Origin of the sequence: Mesorhizobium sp. B2-7-3, from assembly GCF_006440715.1 — a bacterium.
GTDB lineage: Bacteria > Pseudomonadota > Alphaproteobacteria > Rhizobiales > Rhizobiaceae > Mesorhizobium > Mesorhizobium australicum.
Genome location: NZ_VFTY01000005.1, coordinates 45,330 through 63,355, shown reverse-complemented (window position 1 = coordinate 63,355; position 18,026 = coordinate 45,330). Strand labels below are relative to the sequence as shown.

General features: G+C 65.0%; 5 protein-coding genes. 2 read left to right on the top strand and 3 right to left on the bottom strand.

Annotated elements, in window-relative coordinates; translation table 11 throughout:
• Positions 1-50 precede the first annotated feature (50 nt).
• From FJW04_RS12840 to FJW04_RS12830, 3 genes are all read right to left on the bottom strand, one after another.
• Positions 51-1,709 carry an ABC transporter substrate-binding protein gene (locus tag FJW04_RS12840; protein WP_015317134.1) on the bottom strand — a complete coding sequence of 553 codons (1,659 nt, stop codon included), beginning with the start codon at positions 1,707-1,709 and terminating at the stop codon, positions 51-53.
• 252 nt (positions 1,710-1,961) lie between these two features.
• Positions 1,962-8,015, bottom strand: a complete 6,054-nt coding sequence (locus FJW04_RS12835) for a translocation/assembly module TamB domain-containing protein (RefSeq protein ID WP_140714507.1) — start codon at positions 8,013-8,015, stop codon at positions 1,962-1,964.
• Between the two features lie 2 nt (positions 8,016-8,017).
• The gene (locus FJW04_RS12830) at positions 8,018-9,946 is read right to left on the bottom strand and encodes an autotransporter assembly complex family protein (RefSeq protein ID WP_140714505.1); all 1,929 of its coding nucleotides are present in this window, start codon (positions 9,944-9,946) and stop codon (positions 8,018-8,020) included.
• Positions 9,947-10,226: 280 nt separating this feature from the next.
• Here FJW04_RS12830 and FJW04_RS12825 point away from each other — a divergent pair, with 280 nt between their 5' ends.
• The gene (locus FJW04_RS12825) at positions 10,227-15,707 is read left to right on the top strand and encodes an alpha-2-macroglobulin family protein (protein ID WP_140714503.1); all 5,481 of its coding nucleotides are present in this window, start codon (positions 10,227-10,229) and stop codon (positions 15,705-15,707) included.
• 212 nt (positions 15,708-15,919) lie between these two features.
• Positions 15,920-18,010 (top strand): penicillin-binding protein 1C, encoded by a 2,091-nt coding sequence (pbpC, locus tag FJW04_RS12815; protein WP_246673813.1) that lies wholly within the window; start codon positions 15,920-15,922, stop codon positions 18,008-18,010.
• Positions 18,011-18,026: the final 16 nt, after the last annotated feature.

Below are 18,026 nucleotides of genomic sequence, written 5' to 3'. Positions count from 1 at the left end.
GATCCTGCGAATATGAGGGGCAGGCGCCCCTCATATTCATCAAGCAGCGGTCACGCCTGATCGAGCCAGACCTTGCCGAAATCGTGCTCGTAGGTGGGGTGCATCGAGTGGTTCTTCACCTCGGGCTTGATGTTGATGTAGAGCTTGCGCCAGTAAGGCTGGATGATGATGCCGGAATCCTGCAGCATCTGCTCGATGTCCTTCATCACCACCTTGCGCTTCTCCGCATCGGCGATGCCGAGCGCCTCGTTGACCTTCTTGTCGAAGTCCGGATTGGCATAGGCCGTCTCGTTCCAGGCTTCGCCCGAGCGGTAGGCGATGGCGATGACCTGGATGCCAAGCGGACGCATGTTCCAGTTGGTCTCCGAGAATGGATACTTCGTCCAGTCGTTCCAGAAGGTCGAGCTCGGCAGCACGGTGCGCTTCACCTTGATGCCGGCCTCGCGCAGCTGGGCCGCGATCGCGTCCGTGGTGTTCTTGTGGTAGTCCTCGTCGTTGCTGATCAGCTCGTGTTCGAAATCGATCACGCCGGCTTCCGTCAGCATCTGCTTGGCCTTGGCGACGTCGCGCTTGATCTTCGGCAGTTCGACATATTCCGGATGGATCGGCGCGACATGGTGGTTTTCGGCCGGCGTGCCGGCATTGCCGTAGCCGAGCTGCAGGACCACCGAATTGTCGACGGCCAGGCACATCGCCTGACGCACTTTCTGGTCGCCATAAGGCTTGGCGTTGACGTTGAAGCGCGAAACCACGGTAGCCGCGGTCACCACTTCCGAGGGCGGCGCGCCGACGTCCGCGATGATCTTGACGTAGTCGGCGGTCGTTTCGTGGTTGGTCTGCACTTCGCCCGATTCGAAGGCCGAAACGGTCGCGGCCGGATCGGTGCCGTAGTCGATGAACTCGACGCCGTCGAGGAAGGCTTCGCCCTGCCACCACTTGCCGGTCGTGCGGCGCTTGTAGACCACCTTCTGGCCGACATCATAGGAGACGAGCTCGAACGGACCAGTGCCGATCGGGCAGTTCTTGAAGTTGGCGCCCTTCTCGTCGAAGCTCTTGTGGACGACGAGGCCGGGATAGTCGCACAGGTTCGGGATGATGGCGATGTCGGGCTTCGACAGCTTCAGTTTGACGGTCATGTCGTCGACCTTAACGATCGACCCTTCGCGCAACTTCTTGGTCTTTTCGTCGACGAGGCTGCCGAGACGTCCAGGCATCGAGTTGCCTTCGGCTGATTTGTCGGCCCAGCGGGTGAAATTGTAGATCACGTCATCGGCGGTGAACTTGTCGCCATTGTTCCATTCGACGCCAGGCCGCACATGCAGCGTGTACTCGGTGGCGTCGTCGTTGATGTCCCAGCTTGCCAGCAGATATGGAGCGAATGTGTACTCCTTGGTGTATTTCACCAGCGGCTCGAGCGCCTGGCGCTCGGCGTTGGAAATCTCAGACCAGTCGGCGGTACGCGGATCCTTGGGATCCTTGACCGACATCGCCACTTTCAGCACGCCGCCCTTCTTGCCCTGGACGTCCTCGGCCTTGGCCGGAGTCGGAGCGGCAAGGCCGAGCAGGCCGTAGGCCATAGCGGTCGAGGCACCGAAGACGCTGGCGAGCGCGAGGAATTCGCGGCGATCGACTTTGCCCGACTTGGCTTCTTCGGCCATCGCCAGGATGTGATCCGGAACGCTGTCGCCGTTGCTCTTATAGATTGTCATGACTAACTCCCATTGTTGGCTTTCCGCCGATTAACATTCCGCATCCGGGCCATGATGTCAAAGACGGCATGGATTGGGAACATGTTAGCGAATGTGCAACTTTGGAAGGGGGGCAGTTCGCGTGATAGCGACAGTCTTGGCGCAAAATTGCTAGTGCGCCCAGATTTCGCCAAAATCTCTTCGGGCAATTAAATTGACACATTCGCACTGGTTACGACAGCGCCAGTTGCGGCCAGGATGAAGGCCAGGCCCTCAATATTCCTTCTCGTAGAAGATGCCGCCCTTGGCTTCGCCGGCGTCCGTCGCCTCGCCGCGCAATTTGACGCCGCGCCCGACATTGAGATCGATGGTCGCCTTGCCGGAACCCGGCTTGTCGCCCTTCTGGATGGTCACATAGGTGCGGTCGTTCAGGTACTTGCCGGCCGAGACCGCCGTGCCGCCCTTATCATCGGTGGTCACGTCGAGGTCGTCGACGCCGATGGCGCTGCGCAGGTTTTCCAGAAGCGACGTCGAACCGCCGACGCCGGCCAATTGTCCGGCGGCCTCGGCCAGCTGCGCGATCTGCAGCGGCGACAGGTTCGACATCGACCGCCCGAAGATCAACTGCGCCAGCACCTCGTCCTCCGGCAGCGCAGGCACCGAACTGAAGGTGAATTTGGGATTGGTCGCCTCGCCCGACACCACGATGGTGACGGTCGCGCCGGTCGTCGTCGTCGTCGCCGTCAGATTGAGGTAAGGCACCAGCGAACCCGAGAACCCGACCGTGCCTTCGGTGAAGGTCAGCCGCTTGCCAAGGATCGACAGCCGGCCGCGCTGCAAGGTGAAGGTGCCGACGGCTTGCGGCGACGAGGCCGGGCCGGTTAGCTTGAGCGAGCCACCGAATTCGGCGTCGACACCCCGGCCCTGGATGAAGATCTGGTTCGGCGCGTTGACCGTGACGTCGAGTGCAAGGCCGCTGCCACCGCTCTTGCCGCTGGTCGTGGCCGGGCGCAGCGCCTTGTCCTGCGCCCTGACCGGACCCGGCGCATTCTTGTGCTTGACGTCGAGCGCCGAGAGTGAGCCCGGCAATTTGTCCGGGACCGTGATGACGGTCTTGGCCAGGTTGACGGTGCCGGCAATCGCCGGTGCCGAAGTCAGCGGCCCCTTGATCGTCAGGTCGCCGCCAAGGTTGGCGGTCACCACGCGACCGTCCGTATAACGACCGTCCGTGAGCTTGATCGACAGGTCGGCCGGGAATCCTTGCGCCGGATTGATGCCGACCGTGCCACTGGCCGACAGGCTGCCGCGCGTCGACAGGGTTCCGGTCAACCGATTGACCCTGGCAACGCCATTGCCGATCGAGACATCGGCCGCGATATCGTTGATGGCAAGGCCCGAGCGTGCATCGACCAGCCGCGCGCCGGAGGTTTTGACGCTGCCGCCGATCACCGGAGATGTCGCCGGACCACGCACCTGGACATTGACGTTGGCGTTGCCGGTCAGCGACAAGCCCTGCGCGGCAAGTTTCTCGCTGAGAAGGCCGAATGGCACCGCACCGTTGAAGTCGAGCGCCAGCGCCGGAGTGCCCACCGTCGTCACCGTGCCGCCGCCCTTGAGCCCAAGGCCGGCCCCGTCGCTGATATTGGCGTTGAAGGCCAGCTTGTTGCCGGCAAAGGTGCCGGACGAAGAAACGCTCACCGCGCCGACGCCCGCGCCACGGGTCTGCGATGTCTGCACGCCGGCCGCGTCTATGTTGAAGGCAACCGCGGGGCTCGCCGGTGCGCCCGTCACCTTCACCGTGCCGGAAATGGAACCCGCGGCATCGAGCCCGGGCGAAAAACTGTTGGCGAGCGACATCGGCACGCGTGCCAGCACCGCATTGATGTCGAGCGCCTGCCCGACCTTGCCGGTCACCGTCGCGGTGCCGCCGCCAAGGTTGAGCACCAGCCTGTCCAACGTCGTCGTGCCATTGGCGATGCTGACGGTCGAGGCCTGGGCGATGGCCGCCTTGATGCCCTGGACGGTCGCCTGGCCTGAAGCAAGCTCGATGGTGGTCGTCCCGTTGGCTACCTTCACCCGGCCTGCCGCCTGCGCCGGAATGCCCTTGACCGTCGCTCCACCGGAAAAGCCGGTCCAGTCGCCATCGCGCTTCAAATCGACATTGATGCCGCTGATCACCGTACCGCCCGAGGTGACGGTGTCGGCGCGGATCTTGCCTGAAATCACGGGAGCGGCGAGATAATTGGCGATCAGCGCATCGACCGAGACGGCCTTCGCCTGCAGGTCGCCGCGTATGATCGAGCCGTTCGTCGCCTTGATGGCGACCTGCGGCGCCGCGCCATTCCTGGAGAAGGCGATCGTGCCGCGAACGTCGCCTTCGGCCTTTTCCAGTGCCAGTGCGGCAAGCGGCCCGATGTCGGGGAGGTCGAGCGAAATGATGCCTTCAGGCACGAACTTGTCGTCCAGCGCCAGATCGCCCGAGATCCGGTTCTTGCCCAGCGACAGCAGCAGGCCGTTGACGGCGCTCTTGCCGTTCGCCGTTGCCAGCACGGCACTCCCCTGCAGCGCCTGCCCGGCGACATTGCCGGTGAGTTGGACATTGGCCGCCGGATTGGCGGCATCGGCCTTGCCGGTAGCCGTGAGCTTCAATCCGGTGATCTCGCGCGATGCCACCGACAGTCTGTCGCTGTTGACGGTAAGCGACAGGTCGGGCGCCATGGCCGGCCCTTGCGCGCTCAGCGCGAAGGCGATGGCGCCCGTGGCATCCTTCGACAATGGCGAGATGTCGCTCAGCGCCCCCCTGATGTCGGCGGTCACTTTGTTGTCGGCAAGGCTTGCCTGTCCGTCGGCGCTCAGCGCGCCGGAAGTCAGCTTCAATCCACCGATGTGGAGATTGCCGTTGGGTTCGCGCTTCAGCATGGCGCTTATCTGGGCGCGGTCGCCAAGCATGCCGCGCGCCGCCGCCGGCAAGGCCGACGATGGCGCATCCGCCTTCAGGTTGAGATCGATGGCACCGTCACGCAGCGATACGTGACCGGCCACCTGGCTGCTCAGCGCATCGCTTTTCAGCGAGCCGCTGTCGATAGCCACAGTGTCGGCGCTCAGCCGGGCGCTGAGCGCGGCCGTGACCTTGCCGGCGATAAGCGGCGCGATCGTTGGATTGTCGAGCCCAACCTTGTCCACCGATACCGTTCCGGAAACCGGCCCGGCGCGATTCCGGAGATCGAATGCGTCCGAGTGCAGTGCCAAGGTCAGTCCGTCCACCTTCGCCGGGCTGGTAACGACCGAGGGCAGGATCACGGAAAGGTCCAGTCGGGCATGCGTGCTTTCGCCCGCGATTTTAGCCGATACTGATCGGACCTCGATCTTGACGGGGCTCTCGGCGCTGCCGACCGTCAGCGGCAGGCTGGGACCCGACGAGGTCAGATCGATCGCAAAATCGCTCGCCCCGTTCGGATTGATGGTGCCTGTGGCCTGCCCAGAGACCTTGTCGCCGGACAGGGTTGCATGGTCGAGGGCGACGCCGCCGGCGATCGTGTAGCTGCCGGCCGCATCGACGGCGAGCGGTCCGAGCCCTGCCTGGCGGGTCTGGCTGGTCTCGGCACCGGCCAGTTTCGCGTTGAACCGGATATCGGGAGTTGCCGGCGCTCCGCTCACTTCAGCGATACCGTCAAGCGTTCCCGTGGCATCCAGGCCAGGCGAAAACGCATTGGCAAGCGCTGCCGGCAAGGCGGAGACCTGCGCCGCCAGATCGAGCGTCTCGCCAGCGCTGCCCGACAGCGCCACCTTGCCGCCGCCAATATCGAGCACCAGCTTCTCGATCTTGGCCGTACCGTCGGCGATGGTCAGAGCCGACGGTTCGGCAATCGCCGTCTTGATGCCGCGAACGGTGGCGTCGCCCGAGGCGATCTCGACGCTGGTGGTGCCCTCGGCGATCTTCACCCGGCCGGCAGCGGTCGCAGGAATGCCTGCTATGGTCGCGCCACCAGTGAAATCGGTCCAGTCGCCGTCGCGCTTGAGGTCGACGCCGATGCTGCTGATTTCCGTGTTTCCCGAAGTGACCGCATCGGCCTTGATGGTGCCCGAGATCGCCGGCGCCTTGAGATAATTGGCGACGAGCGCATTGATGGCGATCGCTTTGGCCGTCACCTCGCCACGCGCGACCGACGTGCTTTTGGCATCGATGGCAATGGACGGTGCATCGCCGTCCTTGGCGAACAGGATGGTGCCGTTGATGTCGCCGGTCACCGCCTGGCCGGCGAGCGCGGCCAACTGGTCGATGGCAGGTGCGGCGAGCGTCAGCGTGCCCAGGGGCATGAACTTGTCGTCGAGCGCCAGGTCGCCTGAGACCTTGTTGTCGCCCAGCGATACCAGGAAGCCATTGATCGAACGCTTGCCCTCGCTGGTCACCAGGGCCGCCTTGATGTCGAGCGGCTGGTCGTTGACGGCGCCGGTCAGCGAGACGTTGGCGGAAGGGTTCGTTATGTCGGCCTTGCCGCTCGCGGTCAGCTTGATGGCCTTCACCGTGCGGCCCGAAGCGGTCAGGCTGTCGCTGTTGGCGCTAACGGTGAAATCCGGCGCGGTCATCGCGCCGCTTGCCGACAGCGCGAAATCGACCCCGCCGGCAACTGGCACGCCGACCGTCGGCGACAACACCGAGACGTCGCCCAATTTGCCCTTGATGTCGGCCTGGATGTCCGTGCCTTGCATGCTGGCCGTACCGCTGGCGCTGAGCGATCCCGAAGTGAGTTCGATGGAGTTCGCGGCGAAAGATCCCTGCGGATCGCGCGATGCCGTGGCCGAGAACTTCACCCGCCCGCCGAGTACCGAGGCGATCTGCTGGGGAAACGCGGTCGCCACGGCATCGGCATTCATTTTGAGCTGCATCGACATGTCGGCGAGCGCCACCGTCGCCGTCAGCGAGGCATTGACCGCATCGGAGCGCAGCGTACCCTGATCGATGGCAATGGCGTCCTTGCTGATCGAACCGGCCAGATCGACATTGACCTTGCCGGTGATCAGCGGCGCCAACGTCGCGACGTCGGTGTTCAGGCCGCCCGCCTCCAGCTTGACGGCAACCGGGCCGGCGCGGTTCTGGATATCGAAACCATCGGAATGGATTTGCGCCGCCAGATCGTCCAGCCGCGTGCCGCCGGCGACGATCGAAACGAAGGAGGCGCCGATGTCGACGATCGGCGCCTTGCCGTCGCCGAAGGCGCGCGCGGTGGCGTTCTTGATCGCGAGCGTGATCGGCTGCGCCTTGCTGCCGACGCTGATCACCACGGGCGGGCCCTTGGCGGCGAGTTCGACCGACAGGTCGCTGGCGCCGGCAGGATCGGCAATGCCGGACGCGGTGCCGTGCACCGCATCGCTCTCGATGCTGGCCCGGTCGATGCTGATACCGCCGACCGACGTGGCGGTGCCCGCGACATCGAAGCTGGTCTTGCCGGCAAACAGGGGCTTCAGGTTTTCCGGCAGGAAGCGCGCAAAATCGCCGTCGCCCTTTGCCTCGACATGATTGCCCTTGTCGGTGAGCTGGTGACGGCCGGTGAGCTGGGTGACGATCCGATGGTCGACGAGGAAGGTGCCGACACCGCTCCAGTTGGCAAGCGGCCCACTGCCCGAAACCACGATATCTACTGGTGGCGCATCCGGCAGCTTGAGCAGGTTGGCAATGATGCCGCCGGCCGGCTCCGATGCCTTGAGGTCGAGGTCCAGCTTGTTGTCGGCGGGTGCGAAATGGATCTTGGCGTCGACATTGCCCTGTTTGCCGTCATGACGGGTGACATTGAGCACCGTCTGGACCGCCAGTGGCGCGGCATCGGCCTTGAGCATTCCCTTGGCCGCGAGCTCGGCGATGCCGCTGCCGGCCAGTTGCTGGCCAAGCGCGATTTCCGGCAGCTCGATCTGCTTGATGTCGATGGAGACCGGCAGCGTCGTCGTGCCGCTCTGCGCGGGCGGCTCCGTACCGGCCACCGGCAGGCGTGCCAGTTCGACGCGATCGGCGGCGATGCGATCGGCGCTGAAGCTTTTGGACAAAAGCGCGGTCGGCGACCAGTCGACGGCCACCTTGCGCGCCACCAGCCAGGCTCCCTCACGGTCCTCAAGCACGACATGGTCGACGCTGAGATTACCCGACCAGATGCCGTCGATGCCGCTGACGGTGACCTTGCGGTCGTCGCTCGAAGCCAGCCGCGAAATGATGCCGGCGAGGTTGTCGCGCCCGCGCTCGGTCTTGGTCAGCACGACCAGCGCGCCGATCGCACCCGCGACCACGATCAGCAGCGTGTAAAGGACAATGCGAAGGATGCGCCAGACCGTTTTCATCGTCAGAACGCCTGTCCGATGCCGGCATAGATGCCGAAATGCGGATCACCTGGGTCGCGGTTGAGCGGCACGGCCGCATCGATGCGCAGCGGCCCGAACGGCGTGACGTAGCGCAGGCCGACACCGGCGCCGACCTTGACGTCGGAAAAGTTGGGAACCGACTTGGTCGACACGGTGCCGGCATCGACGAACGGCACGATGCCGATCGTGTCGGTGACGGCGATGCGCATCTCGACCGAAGTCTCGAAGAAGGACAGGCCGCCGATCGGCTGGCCGGTGAAGTCCTTCGGGCCGATGCCCTGATAGGCATAGCCGCGCACCGAACCGCCGCCGCCGGAATAAAAACGCCGGTCGGCCGGGACGTTCTGCAGCCCGGTACCGACGATCGAGCCTACCGCGACACGTTCGGCCAGCACGAACTTCGAGGCCGTGTCCAGCGATTGATAGGCCGACCCTTCGCCCTTCAGCTTGAGGAAGGCCGCACCGCTCAAAATGTCGTAGCTCGGCTCGGCATAGGCCAGCAAACGGAAGCCGGTGGTCGGATTGAGCCGGTTGTCTCTGTTGTCATAGACATACTGCAGCGGAATGCTGGCGATCAGGTATTTGTGCTTGCCGAAGGCGTCGTGAATGCGCGAATAATCGAGCGCGACCTCGGCCGACACGGTCTGCTTCTTGTCGAGTTCATAAGACAGGCCGGTGCTGCCCTTGACCGAGAAATGGTCGTAGGCGTCGGGATGTTCCAGCACCGTCTTGACGCTGGCGAAAAACTTCGACGCCGGCCCAATGACGCCGGGTTTCTCGAACATGATGCCGGCGTTGTAGTTCAGTTCGGACAGATTGTTGCTGCCGATGCCGCTGATGGCACCGTCGATGCGCAGCTTTTCGGCACGGCCAAACAGGTTGCGATGGCCCCAGTAGCCCTCCAGGCCAAGCCCCTCGGTGTTCGAGAATGTGCCGCCCAGCCCGAAATAACGCGGCTTGCGCTCGCTAACCTGGACGCCGATCGGGATGTTGCCGTCGGCGTCGAGCTTGTCGGCTTCCTTGAAGGTGACACTGTTGAACACCTCCAGCGCCAGCAGCCTGTCGCGCGCGTCGCTGATCTCCTGCGGCGAGTACTGCCTGCCGCGCTTCAGCCCGGTCATGTATTCGGTGAAGTCGCGGTCGACCTTCTCGGTGCCTTCCACCGTGGTCGCGCCATAGCCGGCTACCGGGCCGGCCGCGACCGTCAGCGTCACGTCGAGCGTCGAGGTGGCATGGTCGGCGACGATCTGCCGGCCGGTCACCTTGGCCAGCGGCCTGCCCTGCTCCTTCAGCGTCCGCACGATCAGCGCCTCGGCCTTGAGCACCGCGCCCGATCCGGCGTCGCCGCCTGATATCAGCCCATAATCGGCGCTCATCAGCCCCGCCGCGTCGCCTTCCAGCCTGATGTTGCCGAGCGTGAATTTGGGGCCGGCCGAGATGGCGATCGCCACGGGGATGGGCTGCGGCCCCTTGAATTCGGCGTCCGGCGGCAATTCGTCGAGCGGCTTGCCGTCGATGGTGACGGTGACGACGCCTTCATAACGGGCATCGGCATAAAGGGCGGCGACCAGCTGTTCACGGTCGCTGCGTGCCTTGGCCATCAGCCCGAGCGAGCCCGAAACCGGCCGGTCCTCGTCGCCTTTCAGCGCCGAGGCGTTTTCGAGCTTCTTGACCAGGTCCTTGTCGGCGTCCGGCGCGGAGATGGTCACCGTATAGCGCAGGGGATCGACAATGTCGGCGTCCTCGTCGCTGGACGATCCCCACAGCTTGATGCCGAAAAGCTCGAACGCGGCCGCGGGCCTCGATTCGCAAAGCAGCGCCATCGAGCACATCATGGCCAAAAGCAGGGCGCGCGGAAGCACGCGCCCTGGCGCGATCCCTCCTGACATCTGCTCTTCATGCGCCGGCATTAAGACAACCTAGTTCGTAAAACTAAAATTGGAATGAAGTTCTGAAGCGCTCGTAAAGGGGCCACAATCCAATTGTCTGAAATAGGACGGGCTTGGAATTCACACCTTCTGCGTTTCCGCAAGAAAGCGTGATCCCCTTTCCCATGGAGGTTACTGTCCGCATACCGGTCCTTGGCCGGAAAATAAACCGTTGGCAGGCGGCACCTGCCGCGTTCGCGCGTTGACAAGCCCGACTGAAGCTTGATCATGCCCGGACGTCTGCAATTGTCTGGAGGGTGTAATGGCAATGCGCGCGGCTCGTGGTCTGTCGATTCTCGTCCTTTTCTTCCTTGCCTGGGGTAGCGTCGCGCAAGCGGCCGAGGCCCGGCGAATTGCGACGACGGACAATTCCGATTATTTCGGCTTCGATCTCCGGTCCGACCAGAACGTCACGCTCGACCAGTGCAAGACGACATGCCTCGGCGATCCGGCCTGCCGCGCCTTCACCTACAACACCAAGGCAAAATGGTGCTTTCTCAAATCCGACTATAACCAGTTGAAATCCTTCACCGGCGCGGTCGCCGGCAAGGTCGTCAACATGGACGGCGATCCCGACATCGGCGCGCCGCCGGAACTCGCCTTCTTTCCCAACTGGATGGCCGACCAGGCCCAGCAATACCGCAACAAGCTGCTCGGCCCGGCCTTCGACAAGCCGACAGAGGGCATGGCGGCGCTGACCAATGCCGCCGAACAGGCCGTGTTGACCGGCGACCATCGCTCCGCCATGCAGAAATACGAGGCCGCGGTCTCGGTCATGCCTGACGATGGCCAGCTCTGGCTCAAGCTGGCGCGCGAAACGCTGGCCGTGCAGCCTGCCGCCAACACCTCCGAAGCCTCGACTTTGCCGGCAAACGGCACGTCGGCCGCCTTCAACGCCTATAAGCTGCTGCGCACCACCAAGACGCGCGCCGAAGTGCTGGCGCTGCTCGGCAACGGTCTCGACAAGCGCGATCTCTACCGGCCGGCGCTGCAGGCCTATGAGGCCAGCCTTGCGCTGGAAAGCTCGCCCGCGGTCCAGGCCGACTATGCCGATCTGAAAGCCCGTAAAGGATTCCGCGTTGTCGATCACAGCATCGATGCCGACACCAGCGCGCCGCGCATCTGTGCGCAATTCTCCGAGGAACTGGTCAAGACCGGCGTCGACTACGCGCAGTTCGTCACCGTCGACAACGCGCCGCCCAAGGGCGTCGAGGCCAAGGACAAGCAGATCTGCGTGGAGGGCCTGGAGCATGGCCAGCACTACGACGTCACCTTCCGCGCCGGCCTGCCGGCGGCGATCGGCGAAGTGACCGCCGCCCCCGTGGTGCTGTCGATCTACGTGCAGGACCGCGCGCCGTCCGCCCGCTTCACCGGCGACAGCTTCGTGCTGCCGGCCGGCGCGCGCCGCGGCATCCCGGTCGTCACCGTCAACATGAACGCCGCCGAAATGAAGCTCTACCGCATCGGCGACCGTTCGCTGGCGCAGCTTCTGTCGGGCTACCAGTTCCTGCACCAGCTCGACGGCTATGACATCTCCAACATTTCCGAGCAGATGGGCGCACCGGTCTGGCAGGGCCAACTCGACATCGGCAACGACCTTAACAAGGAAGTCACCACCTCCTTCCCGGTCGACGAAGCGCTGCCGCAGCGCAAGCCCGGCGTCTATGTGCTGACCGCGCAGCCCGTCAACGACAAGAGCGACGACTACGGTTCGCTGGCCACGCAGTGGTTCGTCGTTTCCGACATCGGCCTGTCGACCTATACCGGCCAGGACGGGCTCAATGTCTTTGCCCGTTCGCTGGGCAGCGCCAAGCCGATTGCCGGCGCCGAACTGACGCTGGTCGCCAGGAACAACGAGGTTCTCGGCACCGCGACGTCGGATGCCGACGGCCACGCCGTCTTCAACCCCGGCCTGACGCGCGGTGACGGCGGCATGGTGCCGGCCGTGCTGATGGCCAAGCAGGGCGATAATGATTTCGTCTTCCTCGACATGGCCAAGGCCGGCTTCGACCTTTCCGACCGTGGCGTCACCGGACGCGCGGCACCAGGCGCGCTCGACGTCTATGCCTGGACCGAGCGCGGCATCTACCGCGCCGGCGAGGACGTCCATGTCGCCGCCCTTGCCCGCGATGGTGCGAGCAAGGCGGTCGAGAACCTGCCGCTGACCTTCATCTTCTCGCGCCCCGATGGCGTCGAGGACCGCCGCATCGTCAGTGACGGCGCCTCGGCCGGCGGCCATGCCGTCGACCTGCCGCTCGAACCCAACGCCATGCGCGGCACATGGTCGGTGTCGATCCACACCGATCCCAAGCAGCCGGCGGTGGCCAGCCAGATGTTCCTGGTCGAGGACTTCGTGCCGGATCGCATCGAATTCGACATGAAAGCCGACAAGCAGGAGATTGCGCGGGGCGAAACCGCCAACATCGACATCGACGGCCGCTTCCTCTATGGCGCGCCGGCGGCGGGCCTTGCGCTGGAAGGGGAGTTGACGCTGTCGACCTCTCGTGACTGGGACCGCTTTCCCAACTTTTCCTTCGGCCTCGCCGACGAGCAGTCGGCGGAGCCGACGGTCACGCCGCTCACCGACCTGCCGGTGGTCGGCGATGACGGCAAGGCGACCTTCCCTGTTACCGTCGACCAGTTGCCCTCGACCACCAAGCTGGTCGACGGCAAGGTGACGGTGCGCATGCGCGAAACCGGCGGCCGCGCCATCGAGCGCTCGCTCAACATCGGCATCCGCCCGCAAGGCCAGATGATCGGCATCCGACCGGACTTCGCCGATGGCGAAGTGCCGCAGGGCGGCACCGCCAAGTTCAGCCTGATCGCCGTCGATCCCAACGGCAAGCGCGAGGCGCTGAAAGGCGCGCAGTGGACACTGGTCAAGGTCGAACGCAATTACCAGTGGTACCGCTCCAACAACTCCTGGAACTACGAGCCGGTCTCCTTCACCAAGTCGATCGCCAACGGCCAGGTCGACCTCGGCGCCGACGGCGACGCAACCGTCTCCGTGCCGGTCGATTGGGGCCAGTACCGGCTCGAGGTCGAGACATCCGATCCCGAGGGGCCGGCGACCAGCTACGAGTTCGACGCCGGCTGGTATGTCGCCTCGACGACCACCGAAACGCCTGATGGCCTTGAGATCGCCCTCGACAAGGACAATTATGCCGCGGGCGAAGTGGCGAAGCTGAAAATCTCGCCGCATTTTGCCGGCGAACTTCTGATCAACATCGGTTCCGACAAGCTGTTGAAGACCATCACGGCGACCGTACCGGCAGGCGGCGGCACCGTCGATATCCCCGTCGGTGACGATTGGGGTGCCGGCGCCTATGTCACGGCAACCCTGTTCCGGCCGGGCGATGCGCAGAAAACGCGCATGCCGGCCCGCGCCATCGGCGTGAAATGGCTGACGGTCGATCCGGCCGCCAAGAAGCTTGCCATCACGCTGACGCCGCCCGACAAGACCGTGCCGCGCCAGCAGCTGTCGATCCCGGTTTCAGTGGCCGGCGTGCAGCCGGGCACGAACGCCTATGTCATGGTTGCCGCCGTCGATGTCGGCATCCTCAACCTGACCAACTACAAGGCGCCGGATCCGGAGAACTGGTTCTTCGGCCAGCGCATGCTGGGCATGGAGATCCGCGACATCTACGGCCGCCTGATCGATGGCTCGCTGGGCACCACCGGCAAGCTCCGGACCGGCGGCGACGGCGCCAATATGCAGGCGCAGGGCAGCCCGCCCACCGAAAAGCTGGTTGCCTTCTTCTCCGGCATTGTCCAGCTCGATGCCGACGGCAAGGCGCGGATCGACTTCGATATCCCGCAGTTCAACGGCACCGTGCGCGTCATGGCCGTCGCCTGGACCAAGGAAGCGGTCGGCCATGCCCAGGCGGACGTGATCGTGCGCGATCCCATAGTGATTACCGCCGGCCTGCCGCGCTTCCTGGCGCCTGGCGACAACGCCGTCATGCGCCTCGACGTGGCCGACACCGACGGCCCGGCCGGCGACTACGCGCTGTCGATCGATACGACGGGCGACCTGTCGACCGGCGACAAGTCCCTGCCTCAGAAGCTGACGCTCGCCCAGGGCAAGCGCCAGACGCTGACCGTGCCGCTGATCGCCAGCACGGCGGGCAATGCCTCGCTCACCATCAAGCTGGCGCACGCCGACGGCACCAAGGTCGAGCAGACGCTCTATGTGCCGGTGCGCCCGGCGCAATTGCCGGTCACCACGCGCCTTGTGGTCGACCTCAAGGGCAATGGCGGCGCGCTGCGCGTCGACAAGGAACTCTTGGCGGCCAGCCTGCTCGACGGCGCTTCGGTCAGTGTCGGCGTTTCGCAGGCGGCAGCCTTCGACGTGCCCTCGCTGCTGATGACGCTTGATCGCTACCCCTATGGCTGCGCCGAGCAGACCACCAGCCGCGCCATGCCGCTTCTCTACGTCAACGAGATGGCATCCGGCGTCGGCATGGAAAGCGACCCTGACCTGCACGGCCGCGTCCAGGACGCAATCTACAAGGTCCTGAGCTACCAGTCATCGAGCGGCAGCTTCGGCCTGTGGGGTCCGGGCTCCGGCGATCTGTGGCTCGACGCCTATGTCAGCGAATTCCTGACCAGGGCGCGGGAGCAGAAATACGACGTGCCGGCTCTGGCGATGAACCAGGCCCTCAACAACCTGCAGAACTCGCTCGGCTACGACCAGAGCGTACAGGACCGCGGCAGCGAGATCGCCTACGCCCTTTATGTGCTCGCCCGCAACAAGAAGGCCTCGATCGGCGATCTGCGCTATTACGCCGACACCCAGCTCGAAGCCTTCTCGAGCCCGATGGCCGTTGCCCAATTGGCGGCGAGCCTGGCGCTCTACGGCGACACGCAGCGTTCGGAGGCGACGTTCAAGACCGCGCTGCAGCTCGCCAAGTCGAGCACGGAGTACGACTGGTACCGCTCCGACTACGGTTCGGCGTTGCGCGACGGCGCGGCGATGCTGTCGCTGGCGGCGGAATCGAAGCCGGTATCGACCATCGTGCCCGAGCTGATCAAACTGGTGACCAGGGAACGCGCCGAAGCCCGCTGGACCAGCACCCAGGACGATTCCTGGATGCTGCTGGCGGCGCGCGCGCTGAAGGAGGGCAACGACTCTATCGCGCTCACCGTCAATGGCGCGCCGCATTCCGGCGGCTATTCCAACCAGGTCAACGGCTCCGAGCTTATCGACAGCCCGCTCGAAATCGCCAACACCGGCAAGACCCCGCTGCAGGCCGTCGTCACCACCGTGGCGTCGCCGATCCAGCCCTTGCCGGCCGGCGGTGACGGCTTCACCATCAGCCGCACCTACTACAAGCTCGACGGCACTGAAGCCAATGTGACCGAGGCAACCCAGAACGAACGCTATGTCGTCGTGCTCAAGGTCACCGAGCAGAACAGCTGGCCGTCGCGCCTGCTGGTCACCGACCTGTTGCCGGCCGGCTTCGAGATCGACAATCCAGGCCTGGTCTCCAGCGCCCAGTTGACGAACTTCTCCTGGCTGGCACAGACCGACGCCGCGCATCTGGAATTCCGCGACGATCGCTTCGTCGCGGCATTCAACCCGGCCGATGGCGACCACGACCACAATCTGACGCTTGCCTATGTCGTGCGCGCCGTGACGCCGGGCACCTATGCCCATCCGGCGGCAACGGTGGAGGACATGTACCGTCCGCAATATTCGGCCCGTACAGCTACCGGCATGATGGAGATCAAGGCACCGTAAGGTGCCTTGGCGGAAATGAACGTGAGGTTCGCGCCGCCCCTCATTGCCCTGCCGGGCATTTCTCCCCGTATAGAGACGGGGAGAAAGAAGCCTGCACCAAAGCTTTCGCCAGCTTTAAACGTCGCAGGAAAGGCGCCAATGCATGCCACAGCTCCCTTCTCCCCGTCACTAAACGGGGAGAAGGTGGCGGCAGCCGGATGAGGGGCGGCGCCATGCTTTCCAAGAAACTCCTCCGTCGCGCTGCCATCGCAGTTGCCTCCCTTGCCGCCTTCTTCACGATTGCCGCCGCCGCCCTCTGGCAACTCGACCGCGCCTTCCCGCCCCCGCTTCCTGAAAGGCTCACCGTCTCCACGGAAGTCCAGGACCGCGACGGCCAGCTGTTGCGCGCCTTTGCCACACCGGACGGCTACTGGCGGCTGGAAACCCGGCTCGACCAGGTCGACAAGCAGTTCGTCGACATGCTGGTCACCTATGAGGACAAGCGCTTCTGGGACCATGAGGGGGTCGACGTGCTGGCGCTGGCGCGCGCCGCCGGCCAGTTCGCGACCAGCGGCCACATCGTCTCCGGCGGCTCGACCCTGTCGATGCAGCTCGCCCGCCTGATCGAGCCGCGCGAGAGCCGCAGCCTCGGCTCCAAGCTCAAGCAGATGCTGCGGGCCATCCAGATCGAGCGGCGGTTGTCGAAGCGCGAGATCCTCGAACGCTATCTCACAGTGGCGCCGTATGGCGGCAATCTGGAGGGCGTGCGTGCCGCTTCGCTCGCCTATTTCGGCAAGGAGCCAAAGCGGCTCACCGTTTCCGAAGCCGCGCTTCTGGTGGCCCTCCCGCAATTGCCGGAAAAGCGCCGTCCTGACCGCAACCTGCAGATCGCCCACGCAGCTCGCGACCGTGTGCTCACCCGCATGGTCTCATCAGGCCTGATCGGCGAACGCGAGGCCGCACGCGCGGCGCTTGACGATGTGTTGAGCCTGCGCCGGCGCTTGCCGGCGCTCGCCGCGCATGCCTCTTACGCGATGCTGCCCAAGGCCGTCCCCGGCCAGCCGCTCAAGCTGACGATCCGCAAAAGCGTCCAGCAGGGACTGGAAGAGGTGGCCCGCGACGCCGCCACCAGGCTCCGGCCGCGTCTGTCGGTCGCCATGGTGCTGGCCGATGCCCGCACCGGCGACATTCTGGGCGAAGTCGGCTCGGCCAATTTCTTCGATTCCAGCCGTTCCGGCTGGATCGACATGACCAAGGTCGTGCGCTCGCCCGGCTCGACGCTGAAGCCGTTCATCTATGGCCTCGCCTTCGAACAGGGACTGGTGGCACAGGAGACACTGATCGAGGACAGCCCGGTCGATTTCAGCGGCTACAGGCCCAAGAATTTCGACATGGGCTATCAGGGCGATGTCTCGATCCGCCAGGCGCTGCAATTGTCGCTCAACGTGCCGGCGATCCGGGTGCTCGACGCGGTCGGTCCGGCGCGGCTGACGGCGCGCTTCCGCCAGGCGGGCGTCAACCCGATCCTGCCGGTCAATGAGGCGCCGGGGCTGGCCATCGGGCTTGGTGGCGTCGGCGTCACGCTGCGCGACCTCGTCCAGCTCTATACCGGGCTCGCCAATGGCGGCAAGACGCACTCGCTGCGCGACGGCACCGAACCGGCCAATGCCGTGAGTTCGACCACCACCATCCTCAGCGACCAGGCCAATTGGCAGATCATCGACATCCTCTCCGGAGTAAAACCGCCGGAAGGTGCCTTGCAGCGCGGCATTGCCTACAAGACCGGAACCTCCTACGGCTACCGCGACGCCTGGTCGGTGGGCTTCGATGGCCGCTATGTGCTGGGCGTCTGGGTCGGCAGGCCCGATGCCGGCGCGGTGCCGGGCCTCTCCGGCTATGTCTCGGCCGCCCCGATCCTGTTCGAAGCTTTTGTCCGCTCCGGCCTCGCCACCGTACCTCTGCCGGGCAAACCGCCCGGTGCCTTCACACCCAAGCGCGAGGACCTGCCTGTGACGCTTGCCCGCTTCGGCGCCGGCGCGGATGGCCTGGTGCAGGCGACGCCGACCGAACCGGCGCCGAGCATCATCTTCCCGCCGGACGGCGCCCGCGTCGATCTCTCCACCAACTCGGCCGACGCCTCGCCGCTGGTGCTGAAATTGCAAGGCGGCCGCGCCCCGTTCCGCTGGCTGGCCAATGGCAAGCCCCTCATCGGCCTCGACCGCCGCCGCACCGCGACCTGGCTGCCCGACGGCGCGGGCTATTCGACGCTCACCGTCATCGACGCTGCTGGACGGGCGGCCAGTGTGAAGGTCTTCGTCCAGTGAAAGCGATCCTTGAATA

Coding starts and splice junctions, on each gene's coding strand:
- FJW04_RS12840 (WP_015317134.1), bottom strand. CDS start 1,709: ATGACAATCTATAAGAGCAACGGCGACAGCGTTCCGGATCACATCCTG.
- FJW04_RS12835 (WP_140714507.1), bottom strand. CDS start 8,015: ATGAAAACGGTCTGGCGCATCCTTCGCATTGTCCTTTACACGCTGCTG.
- FJW04_RS12830 (WP_140714505.1), bottom strand. CDS start 9,946: ATGCCGGCGCATGAAGAGCAGATGTCAGGAGGGATCGCGCCAGGGCGC.
- FJW04_RS12825 (WP_140714503.1), top strand. CDS start 10,227: ATGGCAATGCGCGCGGCTCGTGGTCTGTCGATTCTCGTCCTTTTCTTC.
- pbpC (WP_246673813.1), top strand. CDS start 15,920: ATGCTTTCCAAGAAACTCCTCCGTCGCGCTGCCATCGCAGTTGCCTCC.